At 70.1% G+C, this 20,352-nt stretch carries 21 protein-coding genes and 1 pseudogene; 16 read left to right on the plus strand and 6 right to left on the minus strand.

What is annotated here, in order from left to right:
* Positions 1-7 precede the first annotated feature (7 nt).
* Together IE217_RS10815 and IE217_RS10820 are read right to left on the minus strand one after the other, a co-directional pair.
* Positions 8-1,183, minus strand: a complete 1,176-nt coding sequence (locus tag IE217_RS10815) for a zinc-dependent alcohol dehydrogenase (RefSeq protein WP_190177565.1) — start codon at positions 1,181-1,183, stop codon at positions 8-10.
* Positions 1,180-2,115: an SRPBCC family protein gene (locus IE217_RS10820; protein ID WP_190177566.1), complete on the minus strand. Its 936-nt coding sequence runs from the start codon at positions 2,113-2,115 to the stop codon at positions 1,180-1,182. Before IE217_RS10820 ends, IE217_RS10815 begins: the two co-directional genes overlap by 4 nt.
* 526 nt (positions 2,116-2,641) lie before the next feature.
* Here IE217_RS10820 and IE217_RS10825 point away from each other — a divergent pair.
* Together IE217_RS10825 and IE217_RS10830 are read left to right on the plus strand one after the other, a co-directional pair.
* A complete protein-coding gene (locus IE217_RS10825; protein WP_190177567.1) occupies positions 2,642-2,857 on the plus strand; it encodes a hypothetical protein in 216 nt (71 codons plus the stop codon).
* A 104-nt stretch (positions 2,858-2,961) separates the two neighbouring features.
* Positions 2,962-3,324, plus strand: a complete 363-nt coding sequence (locus IE217_RS10830; RefSeq protein ID WP_229865204.1) for a DUF2267 domain-containing protein — start codon at positions 2,962-2,964, stop codon at positions 3,322-3,324.
* 164 nt (positions 3,325-3,488) lie between these two features.
* Here IE217_RS10830 and IE217_RS10835 read toward each other — a convergent pair whose 3' ends face one another.
* The gene (locus IE217_RS10835; RefSeq protein ID WP_190177568.1) at positions 3,489-4,913 is read right to left on the minus strand and encodes an NAD-dependent succinate-semialdehyde dehydrogenase; all 1,425 of its coding nucleotides are present in this window, start codon (positions 4,911-4,913) and stop codon (positions 3,489-3,491) included.
* A gap of 244 nt (positions 4,914-5,157) precedes the next feature.
* On the opposite strand from IE217_RS10835, the gene IE217_RS10840 reads away from it, so the two are divergent.
* The 3 genes from IE217_RS10840 (at position 5,158) to IE217_RS10850 (ending at position 7,409) form a co-directional block, all read left to right on the plus strand.
* Positions 5,158-5,538 carry a DUF2267 domain-containing protein gene (locus IE217_RS10840; RefSeq protein WP_190177569.1) on the plus strand — a complete coding sequence of 127 codons (381 nt, stop codon included), beginning with the start codon at positions 5,158-5,160 and terminating at the stop codon, positions 5,536-5,538.
* A gap of 403 nt (positions 5,539-5,941) precedes the next feature.
* A complete protein-coding gene (locus IE217_RS10845; protein ID WP_190177570.1) occupies positions 5,942-6,787 on the plus strand; it encodes an aldo/keto reductase in 846 nt (281 codons plus the stop codon).
* Between the two features lie 13 nt (positions 6,788-6,800).
* Positions 6,801-7,409, plus strand: coding sequence for an NADPH-dependent FMN reductase (locus IE217_RS10850; protein ID WP_190177571.1), 609 nt, complete (start codon positions 6,801-6,803; stop codon positions 7,407-7,409).
* Between the two features lie 40 nt (positions 7,410-7,449).
* Here IE217_RS10850 and IE217_RS10855 read toward each other — a convergent pair whose 3' ends face one another.
* The 3 genes from IE217_RS10855 to IE217_RS10865 are packed head-to-tail and all read right to left on the minus strand — an operon-like array spanning position 7,450 to position 9,084.
* A complete protein-coding gene (locus IE217_RS10855; RefSeq protein WP_229865205.1) occupies positions 7,450-8,502 on the minus strand; it encodes an LLM class oxidoreductase in 1,053 nt (350 codons plus the stop codon).
* A 17-nt stretch (positions 8,503-8,519) separates the two neighbouring features.
* Positions 8,520-8,699, minus strand: a complete 180-nt coding sequence (locus IE217_RS10860) for a hypothetical protein (RefSeq protein WP_190177572.1) — start codon at positions 8,697-8,699, stop codon at positions 8,520-8,522.
* 7 nt (positions 8,700-8,706) lie between these two features.
* Positions 8,707-9,084: a DUF2267 domain-containing protein gene (locus IE217_RS10865; protein ID WP_190177573.1), complete on the minus strand. Its 378-nt coding sequence runs from the start codon at positions 9,082-9,084 to the stop codon at positions 8,707-8,709.
* A gap of 645 nt (positions 9,085-9,729) precedes the next feature.
* On the opposite strand from IE217_RS10865, the gene IE217_RS10870 reads away from it, so the two are divergent.
* The 11 genes and pseudogenes from IE217_RS10870 to IE217_RS10915 all read left to right on the plus strand — a co-directional run bounded on the left by IE217_RS10870 (position 9,730) and on the right by IE217_RS10915 (position 20,265).
* Positions 9,730-10,179, plus strand: a complete 450-nt coding sequence (locus tag IE217_RS10870; RefSeq protein WP_190177574.1) for a DUF1931 family protein — start codon at positions 9,730-9,732, stop codon at positions 10,177-10,179.
* Positions 10,180-10,207: 28 nt separating this feature from the next.
* Positions 10,208-10,377, plus strand: a pseudogene (locus tag IE217_RS34640) (peptidase C56); the annotation flags it as partial.
* Positions 10,378-10,687: 310 nt separating this feature from the next.
* Positions 10,688-11,215, plus strand: coding sequence for a YflT domain-containing protein (locus tag IE217_RS10875; protein WP_229865206.1), 528 nt, complete (start codon positions 10,688-10,690; stop codon positions 11,213-11,215).
* An 81-nt stretch (positions 11,216-11,296) separates the two neighbouring features.
* Entirely contained in the window at positions 11,297-13,201 is a 1,905-nt protein-coding gene (dnaK, locus tag IE217_RS10880; protein WP_190177575.1) for a molecular chaperone DnaK, read from the plus strand.
* A 10-nt stretch (positions 13,202-13,211) separates the two neighbouring features.
* On the plus strand, positions 13,212-13,796 hold the full coding sequence (locus IE217_RS10885; RefSeq protein WP_190177576.1) for a nucleotide exchange factor GrpE: 585 nt from the start codon (positions 13,212-13,214) through the stop codon (positions 13,794-13,796).
* 6 nt (positions 13,797-13,802) lie between these two features.
* Entirely contained in the window at positions 13,803-14,738 is a 936-nt protein-coding gene (locus IE217_RS10890) for a DnaJ C-terminal domain-containing protein (protein ID WP_190177577.1), read from the plus strand.
* On the plus strand, positions 14,735-15,109 hold the full coding sequence (locus tag IE217_RS10895) for a chaperone modulator CbpM (protein WP_229865209.1): 375 nt from the start codon (positions 14,735-14,737) through the stop codon (positions 15,107-15,109). Before IE217_RS10890 ends, IE217_RS10895 begins: the two co-directional genes overlap by 4 nt.
* A complete protein-coding gene (gene clpB, locus IE217_RS10900; protein ID WP_190177578.1) occupies positions 15,100-17,739 on the plus strand; it encodes an ATP-dependent chaperone ClpB in 2,640 nt (879 codons plus the stop codon). Before IE217_RS10895 ends, clpB begins: the two co-directional genes overlap by 10 nt.
* Positions 17,736-18,191, plus strand: a complete 456-nt coding sequence (trxA, locus tag IE217_RS10905; RefSeq protein WP_190177579.1) for a thioredoxin — start codon at positions 17,736-17,738, stop codon at positions 18,189-18,191. Before clpB ends, trxA begins: the two co-directional genes overlap by 4 nt.
* Positions 18,188-18,451: a UBP-type zinc finger domain-containing protein gene (locus IE217_RS10910; RefSeq protein ID WP_190177580.1), complete on the plus strand. Its 264-nt coding sequence runs from the start codon at positions 18,188-18,190 to the stop codon at positions 18,449-18,451. Before trxA ends, IE217_RS10910 begins: the two co-directional genes overlap by 4 nt.
* A complete protein-coding gene (locus IE217_RS10915) occupies positions 18,451-20,265 on the plus strand; it encodes an FAD-dependent oxidoreductase (protein ID WP_190177581.1) in 1,815 nt (604 codons plus the stop codon). The genes IE217_RS10910 and IE217_RS10915 overlap by 1 nt, the downstream gene beginning before the upstream one ends.
* Positions 20,266-20,352 lie beyond the last annotated feature (87 nt).

The following is a 20,352-nucleotide window of genomic DNA, read 5'->3' on the forward strand; positions in this document are numbered from 1 at the left end:
GCGGCCCTCACGGTTTGAGGACGACCTTCTCGCAGCGGTCCTTCTTGTTCTTGAACAGGTCGTAGCCGGTCGGTGCCTCGGTCAGGGGCAGCCGGTGGGTGATCACCCGGGTGGGGTCGATCTTGCCCTGCTCGATCAAGCCCAGCAGCGGCTTCATGTACTTCTGCACGTGGCACTGCCCGGTGCGCAGCGTCAGGGACCTGTTCATCCAGGCACCCGCCGGGAACTTGTCGATCATCCCGCCGTAGACACCGATGACCGACACCACGCCCCCGCTGCGGCAGGACATGATGGCCTGCCGCAGGGCGTGTGGCCGGTCCGTCTCGGAGCGGACCGCCTGCTTGGCGCGGTCGTAGAGGTGGACGTGGGAGGCACCGTGTGTGGCCTCCATGCCGACCGCGTCGATGCACTTGTCGGGGCCCCGGCCGCCGGTGAGTTCGAGCAGCGCCGACCGTACGTCGGTGTCCTCGAAGTTGATGGTGGTGTAGCCCTGGGCGGCGGCCATCTCGAGCCGGTAGGTCTCCTTGTCGATCGCGATGACCTTCTCCGCGCCCAGGACCCGGGCGCTGTCCATGGCGAACTGGCCGACCGGACCTGCGCCCCACACGGCGACGACTTCACCTTCCTGGATGTCGCACATCTCGGCGCCCATGTATCCGGTCGGCAGGATGTCCGACAGGAACAGCACCTGCTCGTCCGTGAGGTCCGACTCGATCTTGAGGGCGTTGACGTCGGCGAACACCACGCGGGCGTACTCGGCCTGGCCGCCGGCGAAGCCACCGGTCAAGTGGGAGTAGCCGTAGATGCCGGCGGTGGGGTGACCGAAGAACTTCTCCGAGATGCCCGCGTTGGGGTTGGTGTTCTCGCAGCACGAGTACAGCTCCGCGTGGCAGGACGCGCAGGCGCCGCAGGCGATGGGGAAGGGCACGACGACCCGGTCCCCGACGCGCGGTTTGCCGTCGCTGATGCCGGAGCCGACCTCGACGACCTCTCCCATGAACTCGTGGCCCATGATGTCGCCCTTTTCCATGGTGGGGACGTAGCCGTCGAGCAGGTGGAGGTCGGAGCCGCAGATCGCCGTCGAGGTGATCCTCACGATGGCGTCGCGGCTGTTGAGGATCGACGGTTCGGGGACGTCCTGCACCTCGACCGAGTTGCGTCCCGTCCAGCAGTTCGCCTTCATGCCAGGGCCTCCTTCAGTTCGCCCTCGGTCAGCGGTCGCGCCGGGTGCTGCGGGAACTCGCCGCGGGCCCGCTTGCCGCCGGGCGCGCCCTCGGAGCGGACGACCTCGCCGGTCTCCGCGATCTGCTTGAAGCGGCGCAGGTCGTCGTCCAGCTGCTGGTGCGGTTCTTCGCCGAAGTAGCGCGCCGCGGCCTGGCCCAGCGCCCCGCCGGGCAGGTCGTAGCGCAGGGTCACCCGGATCTCCGTACCCCGGCCGCCGGGGGCGGGCTCGAAGCGGACCTCGCCGGAGTTGTCGATGTCGGCGCCGTCCACCGACCGCCAGGTGATCAGCCGGTCGGTGACTTCCTGCGTGGTCTCGGCGTCCCATTCGACCGTCTTGCCGAACGGCGCGCTGGCCCGCCAGTGACTGGTGCGCGGGCCGGTGACGCGCACCTCCTCCAGGTGCGCCATGAAGTCCGGCAGGCGCTCCAGGTCCTTCCACAGGGCGTAGACCTCGTCCGGGGGCCGGCTGACGGTGGTGGCCGCGGTCAGTTCCATGGCGCTCCTACGGGTGCGGGTCACGGCCGCGTAGACGTCCGTGGCCGTGATGGCGGTGACCGCGGCGGTCGCGGCGACGGTGCGGCCCAGGCCGCGACCGTTGTGGTGCTTCAGGGCCCGGGTCAGCATCGTCAGGTCCATGAGGTCGCCGCCGACGCGGCCCCAGAGCCAGGCCGGATGCGGTCGCCCCAGCAGCCCGGTCGCCGCCGCCAGCTCGCGCACACCCACGGCAGTCGTCGCCGAGCGGTGCCGGAAGGCGTCGCCGACGCCCAGGGCCCGGGCGAAGCCCGCCGGGGCGACGACCTGGGGCACGCCCAGGAGCGCGCTGGCCCAGCCCAGGCCACGCACGAGCGGATCGCGCCGGAGGCGGGAGGTGGAGTGGATGTCTGTCTTCATGAATGCTCCCCACTGGGGTGGTGAATGGAAGGCGAGCCACTGGAGTGAGAGGGCGAAGCGCGCACAGCAGACAACGCCGGGTTTCCGCGTGGCCCGCACCCAACCCTCGGAGTGCGCACCATTTTTCAGGGCCTGCGCAGCTCCGAGTCGATCGCACAGGCGGGACCGATACAGCTCGCCGTGGGCACCGGGCTCCCCGAGCATCAGGCAGCGTGGTTTCGCCGTCACCCCTGGTCTTCGACCACTCCGTGAACCGCCGGTGGGCGGCGGCTCTGGAAGGCCCGAACGAGGCCATTGCTGCCACGTGCAGCCAAACGTCGCCACGAGCCCGATCACGGCCAGCACCCAGGCTTGAGGGAGCCGATCTCAGCCACGTGGACCTACTGTGGTACTGCCGGTCTATTCTGGTGGGCCCTTTGGGAAGCCGATCTGAGTGACTCCAGACTACGGAACGCGAATCTGACGCCCGTGGCGCGGGAAATTTCGGGGAATGTTGCGCCCAGCGGCCGGATCCAGGGGAGATCACATGCCCGGAAATAAGGAACGTGCCACTCTGCGCGCCGCGGCTCAGGCCGCCGAACAAGTCCTGGCGAACGCCGCCGAGCAGGCCGAGCGCCCGTACCCGCAGGACCCCTACGCCCAGCGCGTCGCCGAAGTCGGGATGCTCACCGGTGCGTTGAGGGTCCTGTTGGAGGCGGTGCGCCCCTTTACCGAGGAAAAAAGGGATGAGGACGGGCCGTGACCGGCGCTTTCGGCACCGGCCGCGAGGTTGGTGCCGGAAATTCGTTCGCCGTTTCGGGTAGTGCACGCGCGGTACCTGTCATGGGTCGCAGGATTGGAGACGCCATGGACAGCGACGACTTCATCCGGCTCGTCAGCCGGCGGGCCCATGTGCCCGAGGAGCAGGCTGAAGAGCTGACCCGGGCCACGATGCTGACCCTGGGCGAGCGGATCACCGGCGGCGAGGCCAGGCACTTGGCCGGCGTCCTGCCCGCCGAGATCGCCCCGCCGCTGGTCCCACCGGAGGATGTCGCCGAGAAATTCGGCGTTGCCGAGTTCGTCCGGCGAGTGAGCGAGCGTGCAGGCGTCGATGAGGCCGTGGCGCGCAGGGGCGTTGCGGCGGTTTTCATGACTCTGGGAGAGGCCGTCCCCGGCACGGAGTTCCAGGATGTGATGTCGCAACTGCCGAACGAGTTCCAGAACATCTAGCTCGAGCGCCCGGAACACGGCTGGCGCAGCCGATGAGAATCGCTCGTTCGCAAGCGCTTCTCTGACACCCGCCTGACCATTGGTGGTTGCCGGCTTCCGGATACTGGGTGAGGGGTCCTGGGACGAGGCAGCGGTCGTCAGGAACCGGACGGCCGGCTCGTGGGTCAGCCCAGCACTTCTTGGACCGGGGCGTCGGCGTCCACGTATCGCACGAGCTTGCGGTTCGCGAATTCCACGATGCCCACGTCGCCGAGTTCGCGCCCGTAGCCGGAGCGCTTGATGCCGCCGAAGGGCAGCTCCGGTCGGGACGCGGTCGGGTGGTTGATCCACACCATGCCCGCCTCCAGCCGGTCCGCGACTCCGCGAGCACGTTCCGGGTCGGCGGCGAAGACCGCACCTCCCAGGCCGTAGGGGGAGGTGTTGGCCAGTGCCGCGGCCTCGTCGTCGTCGGCGACCCGGTAGACCGTGGCGACGGGGCCGAAGAGCTCTTCCCGATAGGCCCGCATGTCCGGTGTGACGTCGGTGAGAAGGGTCGGCTCGACGAAGGCGCCCGGCAGGTCGGGCCGCCCGCCGCCCAGCACCACCGTGGCTCCCTTGTCCACCGCGTCACGAACCTGCTCCATCAGGAGTTCGGCCGCGGCTTCGGAGGACAGCGGGCCGAGCGTGGTGGCGGGGTCGAGCGGATCTCCCGGTTGCACCTCGCTCATCCGGTCACGCAGCCCGGTGACGAAGGCGTCGTAGACGTCGGCAAGGACGATGAAGCGCTTGGCCGCCACGCAGCACTGCCCGGTGTTGCCCATCCGGCCGAGGAACGCGGCGTACACGGTGCGCTCGAGGTTGTGGCCGTCCAGCACGACGAAGGGATCACTGCCACCCAGTTCGAGGACGGACTTCTTGACATTGCGGCCGGCGATCTCGCCCAAGCTCACGCCCGCCCGCTCGCTCCCGGTCAGTGACGCTCCCTGTACTCGGGAGTCATCGATGATCTTCCCGACGTCTTTGCCCCGCACGAAAAGATTGGTGTAGACCCCGGTCGGCACCCCCGCATCCGTGAACAGCTGCTCGAGTGCCAGGGCGGACTGTGGGCAGCTACTCGCGTGCTTGAGGAGGATCGTGTTGCCGAGGACGAGGTTCGGGCCCGCGAACCGGACGACCTGGTACAGCGGGAAGTTCCACGGCATCACACCGAGAAGGACGCCGAGTGGCTCGTTCACCAGCACGGCCGTGCCCTCGGGCGCCGGCAGGGGTCGCTCTTCCAGCAGCTCGGGGCCGTGGTCGCCGTAGTAGGTGAGGATGTCGGACGCGAGGTCGACCTCCGCACGGCTCGAGTTGATCAGCTTGCCGACCTCGAGGGTCAGGAGGGGCGCCAGTTCCTCCTTGCGCTCCCTCATGAGCCGGCCGGCGCGTTGCAGGACAGCCGCTCGGTCGGCCGTCGACCGGGCACGCCAGTCCGGAAAGCTGCGGTGCGCCCTGCCGATCGCACGCTCCACGTCTTCCGCGCTCAGCGCCGGGAACTCACGAACCCTTTCACCGGTGTACGGGTTGACCGTGGCGATGGGGCTTCCCTGGGCAGTGGCATGGGCGTCCATGACGCCTCCCTGAAGGTCGGGACACCTCGGGTTTCCACGCCCGGACCCGCCCACACCTGCCGATTCGCACTACGACGAGCTCAACTGGCCGGCGAGGCCCTGCACACCAAGGCGCGCGGAGGCGTCGAGGTGCGGGTGGCCGTGGTCACCGCCGTCCGTGCGCGGGCGTGGGCCGGGTCGGCGTGGCAGGCTTGCAGGGGGTCCGCGCCGTTCGTCGCAACACAGCAGCGAAGGAGGACGACGCATGGATGAGCAGGAATTCGTACGTACCGTCGCCGAGCGCACCGGACTGAGCCGGCAGGAGGCGGCGGACCTGACCCGGGCCACGCTCGAGACACTGGCCCACAGGCTGAGCGCCGGGGAGGCCAGGCACCTGATCACCGAGCTCCCCGAGGGCCTCGCGGACGCGGTGCGCCGGGGAACCACGGACCGCATCGAGCGCTTCGGCCACCACGACAGCGTGCGGCGTGTGGCGGAACGCACCATGCTCAAGGAGGAGGAAGCCGACCGGGGTGTGCGGGCCGTACTGGCCGTGCTCCGGGAGGCGATCACCGAGAAGGAGTTCAACGACCTGATGTCGCAACTCGGAACGGACTTCTCTCAGGCCCTCGAATCCGCCGAGTGACCCCGGGGTCTTCGGCACCGCCGGCGTCCCGGACGTTGCATGTGCGCTGACACCCGCGGGCCCGCCGGTCCCGTGTGCCGTCATGGCGTGGGGCACGCACGAAGTGTGGTCATCATGCTGACGTGTCCGAGACGTCCTCCGGCGGAGCCGCGTGCGTCCTGCTGGCGGCCGACCTGGGTCCGCCGTCGGAGACGCCCGGGCGTCACAGGGCGATGACGTGGAGGTCGACCAGGTCGAGCGCGCTGCCGATCGCGCAGCCGGCGCCGGCGAGCTATCGGCGCAGTGCGCTCACCCCCTCCTGACCTCCCTGCGGCGCATGCGACATGGCTGTCTGTGAGGCGCGGACCTGGGCACCCGGTGCGGGCGCGTGTGACACGGATCCGCGGCGGACGGGAGGCCCGAGATGTCTGCGGAATCGGCCAGAACGGTCGCGCTCCCCTCTGGTGAGGAGATCGCGGCGCTCGGGCAGGGCACCTGGTACCTGGGCGAGGACCCGGCCCGGCGTGAACAGGAGATCGCCGCGCTGCGGCTGGGCGTGGACCTGGGCATGACCGTCGTCGACACGGCGGAGATGTACGGCGACGGCGCAGCCGAGGAACTCGTCGGGGAGGCCCTCCGGGTACGCCGGGACGAGGTCTTCCTGGTCAGCAAGGTGCTGCCCGGCCACGCCGACCGGAAGGGCACCGTCGCCGCCTGCGAGGGCAGCCTGCGGCGGCTCCGTACGGAACGGCTGGACCTGTACCTGCTGCACTGGCGGGGACGGTGGCCACTCGAGGAGACCCTTGCGGGATTCACCGACCTGATGGAGGCGGAGAAGATCCGTTACTGGGGCGTGAGCAATCTGGACGTGGACGACATGGCCGAGCTGACCACCCTCCCCGGCGGCGACGCCACGGCCGTCGACCAGGTGCTGTACAACCTCTCCCGGCGCGGCATCGAGTGGGATCTTCTCCCCTGGTGCCGCGAGGCCGGGGTGACGGTCATGGCCTACTCCCCGATAGAGCAGGCGCGGCTCCTGAAGGTCGAGGCACTGGATGCCGTGGCCCGGGCCCTCGGAGCAACGCCGGCCCAGGTGGCACTCGCCTGGGTGCTGGCACAGGGGGTGGCCGCGATCCCGCGTGCCGGATCACCCGACCACGTTCGGGAGAACCGCGGCGCGGTGGACCTCCACCTTCCCGCCGAGGCGCTCGACGCCCTCGACGAGGCGTTCCCGCCACCCAGGGGGCCCACGCCCCTGGAGATGCTCTGAAGGAGTTGACAGGATGACGCGCCCGCTCGTCGTCGGAATGGGAGGTTCCCTGCGCACCCCGTCGACCAGCCTCACCGCACTGTGTGTCGCGGTCGAGGGGGCGGCCGATGCGGGCGCCGGCACCCTGGTGATCGACCTCAAGCGGCTGGCTCTTCCGTTCTACACGTCCGAACACGGGATCCCTGGGTCCGCCCGCCGGCTTGCGGACACCGTTCAGGCCGCCGACGCCCTGCTGTGGAGCAGCCCGACCTACCACGGGTCGGTCAGCGGCGCGTTCAAGAACGCGGTGGACTGGCTCGCCCTCCTGGCCGACCACGACCCGCCCTACCTCAGCAACAAACCCGTGGGGATGCTGACGACCGCCGGTGGGGTGCAGGGCCTGCAGGCGATCAACGCGATGGAGTTCATCGTGCGGTCGCTGCGCGGCTGGGCCGTGCCGCTGGTGTTCGCGGTCCCGCGGTCCTCCCGGGTCTTCGACGGCGACGGACGCCTCACCGACCAGGCGGTCGCCGACCAATTGCGCGGCCTCGGCGCGGAGGTGACCAGGGCGGCCCTGCAGTTCCGGGCGGAGGGCACGTGCGACTACGCGCAGGAGCAGCCGTCCGGGGCCGTGCGGGACTGAGCCCGGCCCTGTCACGCCGGGGCGCCGGGGTCGTGCTTCCTCAGCGCCCGGTCCGCTCCACGGGCCGGTGCTCGCCGCGCGCGCCAAAGCGCCCGGGCGGGAAGTGCGGCAGCACGTGCTCGGCCAGTTCGTCGATCACTTCGGCGACCGGACGGCGGCTGTGCTTGAAGTTGATCATCAGCTGGTCGATGCCGATGTCCTGCCAGGCCCGCATCATCGCCAGGAACGACACCCGGCCCACCGAGAAGCCCTGGTGGATGCGCCGGGGCAGAGTCAGCGGATCCTCGGTCAGATCCAGATAGGTAGCCTGTGCGTACGGCTTGAACCCCCCGCCATCGCCCTCGGTCAGCTCCCGCCACCGCTGGATGTTCTCGGCCTGCTGCTGGAGCGGCGGGGTGTAGTAGAGCCAGCCGTCCGTGTTGTCGGCGATCCACCGGACGTCCTGCCTGCCGCGTCCCGTCATCAGTACGGGGATCCGCCGGTACACCGGCTTGGGCAGCAGATCGGTGCCGCGCATCCGGCCGAGCGGCGACTCCACGTGCGGGAAACGGTGCTCGAGGACGACACGGAAGTACTCCAGCGACTGCCGGAACCTCTCGGCCCGGCCGCCCAGGTCCTGACCGAAGGCCGGGAACTCCACGGGCCGGTCACCGGTGGCCACCCCGAGCAGGAGCCGTCCGCCTGACAGCTGGTCCACCGAGGCGGCCGCCTTGGCGGTGTGCAGTGGATGCCGCAGCGGCATGACGATGCTGGCGGTCCCCAGTGTGATCGAGGTGGTGCGGGCACTGAGCTGCCCCAGGTACACCCACGGGTCGAAGACCTGCCCGGCGTCCCCGAAGCTCGGGTCCAGCAGCGGCACGTCACGGACCCACACCGAGGCGAAGCCGGCCCGCTCGGCCTGCTGGATCCGTTCGATGTGCCCGGCCAGGGACGGCACGGGCCCTTCGAAGCCCTCCAGGGGGGTGATGGCGCCAACGGTCATCCTGCCGCCGGGATACGCCCTGGCCATGGCCGTGTGCTCGGAGAACGTCCGCTGCGCCCCGCCTTCGACGTCCACGGGTGTGTCGGCTGAGGGAACTGTCGGTTGTGTCATGCGATCCTCCGGCGATTTCATGCCGAGTCCGGGCGCATCAGACGCGCGCTGAGGTCGCGCGACCGGAGCTCCTCGCGCATCCCCTCGCCGACGTAGCGCCGGGTGGTGCGGCCGGTGGCCATCCACCGGATGTGCCAGTCGGAGAGGAGCACGGCCGGTTCCGTCTCCTCGATGACGGCGCCGACCTCGTCGGTCATGGCTCCTCTAGCCCGGGGCGCCGACGAGAGCCTCGAAGTCCCGGGGCAGCTGGGACATCACGTGGCGGAACTCGCCGTCACTGACCGCGTCCCTCAGGGTGCTCAGCTCGGCCCGTACGCCCTCGCGGGCCTCGTCCGGGCTCACCCCTGCTCGCCTGCTCACCCGGTTGATGAACTCGTCGAGTCCGAAGGGCTCGGCCTCCGGAGTGGGAGAGACCAGCGGTTCCTTCAGCGGCTTGGGCAGTTCGGACGCGAGGTCCTCCGCCTCCCCCCTGGTGAGCCGCTCGGCCAGGGTCTCCAGGGTGGCACGGGTGAGGGGCTCCGCCTTCTCCGGGGGGACAGGGGCGCGCCGGGTGATGGTGTCGAGGAAGGTGTTGTAGTCCATGAGCCGTTCCCTTTCTGAAGCTTTGCAACTGCCTGGCGTCGGACCTGAGACAGCCACCGAAGGGTGCGTCGTGCGTGGGGGGGCGGGCTGATGCGCGTCATGGTGCATGCGCCTCAGCAGAGGCCACTTCCATGCTCCGGATGTTGGCCACACCCTGCCTGCTCCCGACGGGCGGAAAAGCGGCGGGCTCCATAGGCCTCCGAGCACAAGTGCAGACGGCCTCCGTCACGGCAAAGGGGACACCGGCGCCGGTCTGCCGGATGTGCGTCGGGGTGCCGTGCCTGTGGGTGCGGGCGGCTTTCCCGCCGTCGCGTCTCCGGCCGGCCCGTTCGGCCCGTTCGGCGTCGGGAGCGTTCGACGGCGGCGAGCTGTCGGGCCATCAGCCACACTGCCAGGTCGATTCAGCGGCTCTCGATCGAGGCGCTGCGACGCCGCAGCTTCCTGCGGAGGGCCGGCCGTACGGCCGGCCGGGGGATGCCCGCGCATTTCATGCTGCTCTGCCAGGGTAGGAGGGGGTGGTCCTTTTCGGCCTGGGATGCGGAGGCGTTCAGCAGTGGGCTCTGCGAATCTCGACCGGTAACAGCCGATGGCGGCGCTGGCGGGAGCGAACGACGCCGTCCGGTTCCCGGTGAGGAGGCGAGAGGCATGACCGTGATGGGTGTGTCGAAGTTCGAGAGGTTCTTCCGCGCCGCCGCAGGCCTCGACGTGGACAAGAACGACCTGAAGCGGTACGGCGACTTCGTCGACGCCAAGCTCTACGACCTCCTGGTCGTCGGCCAGGCGTCGGCCAAGGCCAACGGCCGGGACACCGTCGAACCGTGGGACCTGCCGATCACCAAGGGCCTCCAGGAGAGCATCCACCGGTTCCGGCGGCTCGACGAGGAGGTCGACCTGAAGCCGATCGTGGAACAGCTCGCCGCGCACCCTCCTCTCGACAGGACACCCACCCAGGAGACCGAAGAGCGCTACCCCGAGATCATCGGCGGTCTCAGCGTTGCCCTCGCCGAGACGTTCAAAATCATGTATCCGGACATCAAGAACCCGCAGACCAGCCACTGGGACGGCGTGACCGCGGTGTTCGACCGGCTGCTGTAGCAGTCGCGCCACCGACGGCGTCGAGCGCGTGGAACTCGACCAGCCGCGCGGTGCGCTGCAGGGCGCAGGGGCGACAACCGAGATCGTCTCGCTCCACGTACCGGCGAGATCCAGGCCCGCCAGTTCGACCTCAACGCGGCAGGAACCTTCCCCGTGGACCGCTTGGTCGCCGACGCCTCCGTCGACGACTACCACGCCCACGGGCCGGTCAGCCGTCGTGGTCGCCTCACGTACGGCCGCCGGTCCGTAGCGTCGCGCCGCCGAGTCGAACGTCGCCACGCCCAGGGACAGGACCGCCGCGGTGCGCCGTACAGCCCGGAGAGAAGGGAGGAGTCCCTGAGGTACCCCGCCGCGAGCCGAGTCCGCGTCGTCGTCCCGCTTACTGCCCTCGCAGACCGAGCGCCGGTGCCACTTTTCGACCCGCCGGGCGCAGGCGGGGAGGCCGGCCAAACAGCCACCCTGGGGATTGTCGGGACCGCTCGGCGGTCCTCAGGCGGAAGGAGTGGACGTGACCGAGCAGGCCCGCAGGGCCGTTGCCTCGTACTCGACGTACCAGGAAGCCGAACGTGCCGTCGATCACCTGGCCGACCAGGGATTTCCCGTGCAGAAGGTGGCGATCATCGGTCGGGACATGCGCCTTGTCGAACAGGTGATCGGTCGAATGGGGTACGGCGAGGCCGCCCTCCACGGCGCGGCCGCCGGAGCGCTGCCCGGCGTACTCGTCGGCTGGATCTTCGGGCTGCTGAACTGGCTGAATCCGGTCGTCTCCGGTCTGCTCCTCGCGCTGTACGGGTTGATCTTCGGAGCGGTCGTCGGTGCGCTGCTCGGCCTGCTGTTGCACGCGGCCCAGCGCGGCCGCCGGAACTTCGCCTCGGTCCGCTCGATGGAGCCCAGCCGGTACGACGTCGTGGTGGACGAGGACGTCGCCGATGAGGCCGTCCGGCTGGTCGCCGAGCTGGACAGCAGGGCCGGCGCGAACCCGGAGAGCGCCTCCTCCGGGGGCCGGCGCCCGCGCAGCGACCCCGCCCCCAGCTGAACGAGTTTCGAAGCCGGGCGGACAGGGCCCGGAGGATGAACGGTCGCCGACGGACGTCGACCGCCGCGGAAGGAGTTCCTCATGGCCAAGGCAGTGGGCATCGACCTGGGCACCACCAACTCGGTGATCGCCGTGTGGGAGGGTGGCGAGCCGACCGTCGTGCCCAACAGCGAGGGCAACCGGACCACACCGTCCGTGGTGGCCTTCACCGACACAGGCGAGCGGCTGGTGGGCCAGTTGGCCCGCCGCCAGGCGATCCTCAATCCCAAGGGCACCATCTACTCGGCCAAGCGGTTCATCGGCCGGCACTACGACGAGATCTCCGACGAGGCCAAGGCCGTCGCCTACGACGTCGTCCCGGGAGACAACGGCGAGGCCCGCTTCAAGGTGCGTGACAAGCTGTACGCGCCTGAGGAGATCAGCGCCCTGGTGCTGCGCAAACTCGCCGACGACGCCTCCAAGCAGCTGGGGGAACGGGTCACGGAGGCGGTCATCACGGTGCCCGCCTACTTCAACGACGCCCAGCGCACCGCCACCCGTGACGCCGGACGGATCGCGGGACTGGAAGTGCTGCGGATCATCAACGAGCCGACGGCGGCCGCCCTCGCGTACGGCATGGACAAGAAGCAGCACGAGACCGTCCTCGTCTTCGACCTGGGCGGCGGCACCTTCGACGTCAGCATCCTCGATGTCGGCGACGGCGTGGTCGAGGTGCGTTCCACGGCGGGTGACAGCCATCTGGGCGGCGACGACTTCGACCGGCGTCTGGTCGACTACCTCGCGGACGACTTCCAGAAGGAGAACGGCATCGACCTGCGCAAGGACCCGCAGGCGCTGCAACGCCTGTTCGAGGCGGCGGAGAAGGCCAAGACCGAGCTCAGCTCCGTCACCCAGACCCAGGTCAGCCTGCCGTTCATCACCGCCGACGCCTCCGGGCCCAAGCATCTCACCGACTCGATCATGCGGTCCACGTTCGAGCAGATCACCGGGGATCTGGTGGAGCGCTGCCTCGGTCCGGTGCGGCAGGCCATGGACGACGCCAAGGTCAGCGACAACGACATCGACGAGGTCATCCTCGTCGGCGGCTCCACCCGCATCCCCGCTGTCCAGGCCCTCGTGCGTCGGCTGACGGGCGGCAAGGAACCCAACATGAGCGTCAACCCCGATGAGGTCGTGGCGCTGGGCGCCGCCATCCAGGCCGGGGTGCTCAAGGGTGAGGTCAAGGACGTCCTGCTGCTCGACGTCACCCCCCTGTCGCTGGGCGTGGAGACGCGCGGCGGAGTGATGACGAAGATCATCGAGCGGAACACCACCATCCCCGTGCGCCGCAGCGAGACCTTCTCCACAGCCGAGGACAACCAGCCCGCCGTCGACATCGTCGTCCTCCAGGGCGAGCGCGAGCGGGCCGCCGACAACCGGGTGCTCGGCCGGTTCCAGCTCACCGACATCCGCCCGGCGCCGCGGGGCGAACCCCAGATCGAGGTCACCTTCGACATCGACGCCAACGGCATCCTCAACGTCAGCGCGCGCGACAAGGACACCGGCAAGGAACAGGGCATCACCATCAGCGAGAGCTCCAACCTCGACCGCAGTGAGGTCGAACGCATGGTCCAGGAGGCCGACCGCAACCGGGGCCAGGACCAGGCACTGCGCGAGGCCGTCGACGCCCGCAACGAACTCGACGCGATCGCCTACCAGGTCGAAAAGCGCGTGAACGAACTGGGCGACGCCGCGCCCGCGCATGAAAAGGCCCGTGCCGAGATGCTGGTGGGCGAGGCCCGCGACGCGGTCAAGAATGAGGCCGGCGTGGACAAGGTCAGGCCGCTGATCTCCGAACTCCAGCAGGTCCATGCCGGGCTCGCCGCTCACCAGGCCGAAGCCGCGGCGGCGAGTGGTCCGTCGCAGACCACGGGACCGGAGGGCTCCGGGCAGGGCGGTGCCGGCAGCGACGAAGACGTGATCGACGCCGAGTTCGACAAGGGCTGAGGTACCCGCCATGCCGATCCCTCCCCAGGACCGATCGTCCGACCCGCCGCCCGACGAGGCCGCACAACCGCTGCAGGGCGACCTGCCCGAGCCCGCGCCGCCGACCGCGCGGGCCGGACCGGGGCCCGACGCGGCCACCGGGCCGGCCGGGGCCGAGGACGAGTACGCGGCCGCGCTGAAAGAAGTCGAGGACCGCTGGCGGCGTGCCCTCGCCGATCTGGACAACCTGCGCAAGCGACACGCCAGGGAACTGGACCGGGAGCGCGCGGTCGAGCGCGCCCGCACGGCCGCTGCCTTCCTTCCCGTCATCGACAACCTCGAACTGGCCCTGAACCACGCGGGCTCCGACCCCGGGGCGATCGTCGAAGGGGTGCGCGCCGTGCGCGACCAGGCCGTGTCCATCCTTGAACGTTTGGGCTACGAGCGTCACGCCGAGACCGGCGTCCCGTTCGACCCCTCCCGGCACGAGGTCGTCGGCGTGGTGCAGGACCCCGATGCCGAACCGAACACCGTGGCGCAGGTGCTGCGCCCCGGCTACGGCGATGCCCAGCGGCAGCTGAGGCCGGCCGCCGTGACCGTCGCCAAGCGGGAGTGAGCGGCCATGGCACGCGATTTCTACGAGGTCCTCGGGGTCCCGCGCAATGCGGACAAGGACGAGATCCAGCGGGCATATCGCACTCTGGCCCGCAAGTACCACCCCGACGTCAACAAGGACCCGGCGGCGGAGGAGCGGTTCAAGGAGATCAATGAGGCCTTCAGTGTCCTGTCCGACCCTGACCAGCGGGCCCGTTACGACCGCTTCGGCGAGGACTTCCGGAAGGTGCCCGAGGACTGGGAGGAGCGGGTCGGTGCAGGCGCGGGACCCGGCGGCGGTTTCCGCTGGTCCACCGGGGACGGCCCCCGGGTCCGGTATGCCACCAGTGGCTTCGGCACGGAGGGCGTCGATGTCGACGACCTGTTCGGCTCGCTCTTCGGGGGCGCCGGACGGATGCGTGTCCCCGGAGCCGACCAGGAGGCCGAACTGCCGCTCACCGTGGAGGAGGCCTACCGCGGAGGCCGCCGCACCGTCACCCTCGCCGGGCCGTCCGGGCCGCGGCGCTACGACGTGGACGTGCCACCCGGCGTCGTCGACGGGCAGCGCATCCGGCTGGCGGGCGAGGGCGGCCGGGGCAGTGGTGACGCCCCCGCGGGGGACCTGTATCTGCGGGTCCGGATCCAGCCCCACCCCCAGTTCCGACTCGATGGCCGGGACGTATACGTGCAGCTTGCGGTCACCCCTTGGGAGGCCGCCCTGGGCGCGACGGTTCCGGTGCCCACGCCGAGCGGGGGCACGGCCAAGGTGACCGTGCCCGCCGGGTCCTCCAGCGGCCGGCGGCTGCGGCTGCGCGGTGAGGGCATGCCGAACCCGCGTGGCACGGACGGCAACCTCTACGCCGAGCTCCGGATCATGGTGCCGCCCAGGCTCAGCGACCGGGAGCGCGCACTGTTCGAAGAACTCGCCGCCGTCTCCTCGTTCGACCCCAGGAGGACACGATGAGTGACCCACGAGGAGGGGCGCGCCAGGCGCCCCGGCTGACAACACCCGTGCCGACACGCGTGCGGTACGCGATCGTGCCGGTGCCCAGGCTCTCTCTGCAGACCGTGGCCCGCCGCTCCGGCGTCCATCCCGACCTCATCCGCCGGTTCGTCGCTCTGGGCCTGGTCGAGGCCGAGCGGGACGCCTCCGGAGGACTGGTGTTCGAACCCACGGCGCCGGCCGCTCTCGCCCGCGTCCAGCGGCTGCGTACCGGGCTGTGCCTGAATTACGCATCCATCGGTCTGGTGCTCGACCTGCTGGAGCGCATCAGCCTGCTCGAAGCCGCCCTGCGCCGCGTCGGTATGAGGAGTGAAACACCCCCATGGACATGAACCGTCTCACCCAGAAGTCCCAGGAAGCCCTCCAAGAGGCACAGACCGCTGCCGTCCGCATGGGGCAGACCGAGGTCGACGGGGAACACCTGCTGCTCGCGCTTCTCGATCAGGAGGACGGTCTGATCCCACGGTTGCTGCAACAGGCCGGTACCGAGCCGAAGGAGCTGCGCGCGGCCGTGCGCGAGGAACTCTCCCGCCGCCCGAAGGTCACCGGTCCCGGCGCGACACCCGGCCAGGTCTTCGTCACTCAGCGCCTGTCCCGCCTGCTCGATGCCGCCCAGCGGGAGGCCAGACGCCTGAAGGACGAGTACGTGTCGGTGGAGCACCTCCTGCTCGCCCTGGCCGAGGAGGGCTCGGCGACCGCCGCCGGACGCCTGCTCAAGGAGCACGGCGTGACCCGGGATTCGTTCCTGAGCGCGCTCACCCAGGTCCGCGGCAACCAGCGCGTCACCTCCGCCAACCCCGAAGTGGCCTACGAGGCTCTGGAGAAGTACGGCCGTGACCTCGTCCTCGAGGCTCGGTCCGGGCGGCTGGACCCGGTCATCGGCCGTGATGCGGAGATCCGCCGCGTCACCCAGATCCTCAGCCGCAAGACCAAGAACAACCCCGTCCTCATCGGCGATCCCGGCGTCGGCAAGACCGCCATCGTCGAGGGCCTGGCCCAGCGCATCGTTCGGGGTGACGTCCCCGAGGGTCTGCGCGACAAGACGGTGTTCGCTCTCGACATGGGCTCCCTGGTCGCCGGCGCCAAGTACCGCGGCGAGTTCGAGGAACGCCTCAAGGCCGTCCTGTCCGAGGTCAAGGCCGCCCAGGGACGCATCCTGCTCTTCGTCGACGAACTCCACACCGTCGTCGGCGCGGGTGCCGCCGAAGGGGCCATGGACGCGGGCAACATGCTCAAGCCGATGCTCGCCCGCGGCGAACTCCACATGATCGGCGCCACCACCCTCGACGAGTACCGCAAGCACATCGAGAAGGACGCCGCACTCGAACGCCGCTTCCAGCAGGTGCTGGTCGACGAGCCGAGCGTGGAGGACACCATCTCCATCCTGCGCGGACTGCGCGAACGGCTTGAGGTCTTCCACGGCGTGAAGATCCAGGACACCGCACTGGTCTCCGCGGCCACCCTCAGCCACCGCTACATCACCGACCGGTTCCTGCCCGACAAGGCCATCGACCTCGTCGACGAGGCGTGCGCCCGGCTGCGTACCGAGATCGACTCGATGCCGGCCGAACTCGACGAGATCACCCGCCGCGTCACCCGCCTGGAGATCGAGGAGGCGGCCCTGTCCAAGGAGACCGACGCCGCCAGCAAGGCCCGCCTGGAGGAACTGCGCAGGGAACTGGCCGACCTGCGCGGCGAGGCCGACGCCAAACGCGCCCAGTGGGAGGCCGAGAGGCAGGCCATCCGCCGCGTGCAGGAACTGCGCCAGGAACTGGAGCAGGTCCGCCTCGAGGCGGAGGAGGCCGAACGCGCCTACGACCTCAACCGCGCCGCCGAACTCCGCTACGGCCGCCTCCAGGAGCTGGAGCGCCGGCTGAAGGCCGAGGAGGAGCAACTGGCCGCCAAACAGGGGCAGAACCGGCTGCTGCGCGAGGTCGTCACCGAGGAGGAGATCGCCGAGATCGTCGCCGCCTGGACCGGCATCCCCGTCGCCCGCCTCCAGGAGGGCGAACGCGAGAAGCTGCTGCGCCTCGACGAGATCCTGCGCGAGCGCGTCATCGGCCAGGACGAGGCCGTCAAACTCGTCGCCGACGCCATCATCCGCGCCCGCTCCGGCATCCGCGACCCGCGCCGCCCCATCGGCTCGTTCATCTTCCTCGGCCCCACCGGCGTCGGGAAGACCGAGCTCGCCAAGACCCTCGCGGCGGCCCTGTTCGACTCCGAGGAGAACATGGTCCGCCTCGACATGAGTGAGTACCAGGAGCGGCACACCGTCAGCCGGCTCATGGGCGCACCGCCCGGATACGTCGGCTTCGAGGAAGGCGGCCAGCTCACCGAGGCCGTACGCCGCAAGCCGTACTCGGTCGTGCTGTTCGACGAGATCGAGAAGGCGCACACCGATGTCTTCAACACCCTGCTGCAGGTCCTCGACGACGGCCGCATCACCGACGCCCAGGGCCGCACCGTCGACTTCCGCAACACGGTGATCATCATGACGTCCAACATCGGCTCCGAGCACCTCCTCGACGGTGCCACCGCCGAGGGCGAGATCAAGCCGGACGCCCGCGCCCTGGTGATGGGCGAGCTGCGCGGGCACTTCCGCCCGGAGTTCCTCAACCGCGTCGACGACATCGTGCTGTTCAAACCGCTCGGCGAGCGGCAGATCGAGCAAATCGTGGAGCTGCAGTTCGACGAACTGCGCCGTCGCCTCGCCGAACGCCGCATCACCGTCGAACTCACCGACGCGGCCAGGGAGGTGATCGCCCACCAGGGCTACGACCCCGTGTACGGGGCCCGGCCGCTGCGGCGTTACATCTCCCACGAGGTCGAGACGATGGTCGGGCGTGCCCTGCTGCGCGGTGACGTCCAGGACGGCGCGACGGTCCGCGTCGACGCCGAACACGGCGAGCTGGTGGTCACCTACGACCAGCCGGAGGACGTGAAGGGAGCGCGGGCCGCATGAGCACGATGCAGGCGACCACCGTCAGTTGTCCCCACTGCGGGCGCACCAACAGGGTTCCCGTCGCGGCGGAGGGCCGCCCCAAGTGCGGCCACTGCAAGCAGCCCCTACCGTGGATGGTGGACGCGGGCGACGACGACTTCACCGAGGTCGCCGAGCGGGCCGGCCTCCCCGTCGTGGTCGACCTGTGGGCCACCTGGTGCGGCCCCTGCCGCATGGTCAGCCCCGCGCTGGAGAAGGTCGCCACCGATCTCGCCGGCCGAATCAAACTCGTCAGGGTCGACGTCGACAAGAACCCGGGCCTGTCGCGGCGTTTCGAGGTCCAGGCCGTACCGACACTGCTGATCCTCGACCGGGGCGAGACGGTCGCCCGGCAGGCGGGCGCGGCGCCCGCCCCCGCTCTGCGCCAGTGGGTGGAACAGTCGATCACTGCCCGGAAGGGGCGATCAGGATGACCCTGCACGCAGACCCCCACCTCGCGCTTGTCCGGCCGGTCCAGCCGCTGACCCCGGAAGGGTGTCAGGAGTGTCTGATGCTCGGCTCCCCGTGGGTCCACCTGAGGCTGTGCCTGACCTGCGGGCACGTCGGCTGCTGCGACTCCTCGCCGAACAAGCACGCGCGCAGGCACGCGGCTGCCGTCGCCCATCCGATCGTGCGGTCGTTCCAGCCCGGCGAGGAATGGCGCTGGTGCTATGTCCACGAGGCGTTCGTCTGATGTCCGGCGACCGGTCTCTGCCGGGCGAAGAACCGGTGCCGGAGAAAGCGGACGAGGCCGCCTTCTGGGAGACCCCGGACATCTACGGCGCGTATCCGCGCCTCACGGAGGAGCAGACAGCACGTCTGGCCGAGCACGGGCAACGGCGGAACATGGCTCCCGACGACGTGCTGATCCGGGAGGGCGAGCGCTGCGAGACGTTCTTCGTCGTCCTCAGCGGTACCGTCGCCGTCGTCGAGGACTACGGCACTCCCGAGGAGCACGTGCTGCGCGTCCACGGCCCCGGTCGCTTCATCGGCGAACTCGGCCTGCTCTACGGACAAGTGGCCTTCTACACCGCTGTCGCCAGGGAGCCGGGCGAGGTCCTCGTCGTCTCCTTGGACCAGTTGCGCCACCTGGTGTCCCAGGACCCCACCATCGGGGACATCGTGCTGCGCGCCTGCCTGTGCCGTCGCGCGCTGCTCGTCGGACAGGGCGCCGGCTTCCGCATCATCGGCTCGCGCTACTCGCCCGACACCAGACGACTGCGCGAGTTCGCCGTCCGCAACCGGCTGCCGCACCGCTGGATCGACCTGGAGACCGACGGGGAGGCCGAGGAGCTGCTGCGCCGCTTCGGCGTCGGCCCGGCACAGACACCACTCGTCATCTGGCGGGACACGACCCTGTTGCGCAACCCCAGCAACGCGGAACTGGCCCGGCTCATCGGCCTGCCGTCACTACCCGCCGGAAACCGTCACGGCGACGTCCTCATCGTGGGCTCCGGACCCGCCGGCCTCGCTGCCGCGGTCTACGCCGCCTCCGAGGGCCTGAGTACCACGGTGGTGGAGGCGATGGCCACCGGTGGCCAGGCCGGCACGTCGTCCCGCATCGAGAATCTGCTCGGCTTCCCGTCCGGCATCTCCGGCGCCGAACTCACCGAACGCGCGGTGCTCCAGGCCGACAAGTTCGGCGCCAGGATCAGCCTTCCGCTGGAGGCGACCGGTCTCCACCCCAAGGACGAGGACCACTACGTGGTGGCGTTCGCCGACGGCAGCGAGATCGCCGCCCGCGCCGTCGTCCTGGCCACGGGTGCCCGCTACCGCCGGCTCCAGGTGCCCGGCATCGAACGCCTGGAGGGAACGAGCGTGCACTACTCGGCGACCGTCTACGAGGCCCAGCAGTGCCGCACCGACCCGGTGGCCGTCGTCGGCGGGGGCAACTCGGCGGGCCAGGCGGTGCTGTTCCTCGCCGGGTACGCGCCGAAGGTGCACCTGCTGGTCCGGGGATCCAGCCTCGAGGCCAACATGTCCCGCTACCTGGTCGACCAGGTCGAGCGCCATCCGCGGGTGGAGGTCATGCTGCACACCGAGGTCACCGAGGTCATCGGCCAGGAGGTGCTGGAGGAGCTCGACGTGGTCGACAACCGCACGGGCGGGCACCGCCGGCTCGCGGTACGGAGCCTGTTCGTCTTCACCGGCGCCGAACCCCACACCGAGTGGCTCGCCGGCACCATCGCCCTCGACTCCCGCGGCTTCGTCCTCACCGGCCCGGAGGCTCAGGAAGCCTGCGCCCGTCCCGAGGTGTGGCACGGCCTCGGACGCTCGAACATGACCCTGGAGACCAGCCTGCCCGGGGTCTTCGCGGTAGGGGACGTCCGCAGCGGCTCGGTCAAGCGGGTGGCCTCCGCGGCCGGTGAGGGCGCGATGGCCATCCACTTCGTGCACCGGCACCTGGGGCACTCGGCCGTACCCGGCACCACGGGCACGTCAGCCGTCGCGGGCCACGCGGACGTCTCCCCACACATACGTCACAAGGAGTCCGCATGGCTCGCATGACAGAAGGGCGGACAGCGAGATCACGAGAAGGAAGAAGGAGGCGATTGCGATGCCATGCCCGCCCGGCGCCACCACGGTGGCGGCCTG

Origin of the sequence: Streptomyces naganishii JCM 4654 (assembly GCF_014650575.1) — a bacterium.
Classification (GTDB): domain Bacteria; phylum Actinomycetota; class Actinomycetes; order Streptomycetales; family Streptomycetaceae; genus Streptomyces; species Streptomyces naganishii.

What these genes read in the sequence shown, in the direction of transcription:
- IE217_RS10815 (WP_190177565.1), bottom strand. Translation starts at nt 1,183, where the DNA reads ATGAAGGCGAACTGCTGGACGGGACGCAACTCGGTCGAGGTGCAGGAC.
- IE217_RS10820 (WP_190177566.1), bottom strand. Translation starts at nt 2,115, where the DNA reads ATGAAGACAGACATCCACTCCACCTCCCGCCTCCGGCGCGATCCGCTC.
- IE217_RS10825 (WP_190177567.1), top strand. Translation starts at nt 2,642, where the DNA reads ATGCCCGGAAATAAGGAACGTGCCACTCTGCGCGCCGCGGCTCAGGCC.
- IE217_RS10830 (WP_229865204.1), top strand. Translation starts at nt 2,962, where the DNA reads ATGGACAGCGACGACTTCATCCGGCTCGTCAGCCGGCGGGCCCATGTG.
- IE217_RS10835 (WP_190177568.1), bottom strand. Translation starts at nt 4,913, where the DNA reads ATGGACGCCCATGCCACTGCCCAGGGAAGCCCCATCGCCACGGTCAAC.
- IE217_RS10840 (WP_190177569.1), top strand. Translation starts at nt 5,158, where the DNA reads ATGGATGAGCAGGAATTCGTACGTACCGTCGCCGAGCGCACCGGACTG.
- IE217_RS10845 (WP_190177570.1), top strand. Translation starts at nt 5,942, where the DNA reads ATGTCTGCGGAATCGGCCAGAACGGTCGCGCTCCCCTCTGGTGAGGAG.
- IE217_RS10850 (WP_190177571.1), top strand. Translation starts at nt 6,801, where the DNA reads ATGACGCGCCCGCTCGTCGTCGGAATGGGAGGTTCCCTGCGCACCCCG.
- IE217_RS10855 (WP_229865205.1), bottom strand. Translation starts at nt 8,502, where the DNA reads ATGACACAACCGACAGTTCCCTCAGCCGACACACCCGTGGACGTCGAA.
- IE217_RS10860 (WP_190177572.1), bottom strand. Translation starts at nt 8,699, where the DNA reads ATGACCGACGAGGTCGGCGCCGTCATCGAGGAGACGGAACCGGCCGTG.
- IE217_RS10865 (WP_190177573.1), bottom strand. Translation starts at nt 9,084, where the DNA reads ATGGACTACAACACCTTCCTCGACACCATCACCCGGCGCGCCCCTGTC.
- IE217_RS10870 (WP_190177574.1), top strand. Translation starts at nt 9,730, where the DNA reads ATGACCGTGATGGGTGTGTCGAAGTTCGAGAGGTTCTTCCGCGCCGCC.
- dnaK (WP_190177575.1), top strand. Translation starts at nt 11,297, where the DNA reads ATGGCCAAGGCAGTGGGCATCGACCTGGGCACCACCAACTCGGTGATC.
- IE217_RS10885 (WP_190177576.1), top strand. Translation starts at nt 13,212, where the DNA reads ATGCCGATCCCTCCCCAGGACCGATCGTCCGACCCGCCGCCCGACGAG.
- IE217_RS10890 (WP_190177577.1), top strand. Translation starts at nt 13,803, where the DNA reads ATGGCACGCGATTTCTACGAGGTCCTCGGGGTCCCGCGCAATGCGGAC.
- IE217_RS10895 (WP_229865209.1), top strand. Translation starts at nt 14,735, where the DNA reads ATGAGTGACCCACGAGGAGGGGCGCGCCAGGCGCCCCGGCTGACAACA.
- clpB (WP_190177578.1), top strand. Translation starts at nt 15,100, where the DNA reads ATGGACATGAACCGTCTCACCCAGAAGTCCCAGGAAGCCCTCCAAGAG.
- trxA (WP_190177579.1), top strand. Translation starts at nt 17,736, where the DNA reads ATGAGCACGATGCAGGCGACCACCGTCAGTTGTCCCCACTGCGGGCGC.
- IE217_RS10910 (WP_190177580.1), top strand. Translation starts at nt 18,188, where the DNA reads ATGACCCTGCACGCAGACCCCCACCTCGCGCTTGTCCGGCCGGTCCAG.
- IE217_RS10915 (WP_190177581.1), top strand. Translation starts at nt 18,451, where the DNA reads ATGTCCGGCGACCGGTCTCTGCCGGGCGAAGAACCGGTGCCGGAGAAA.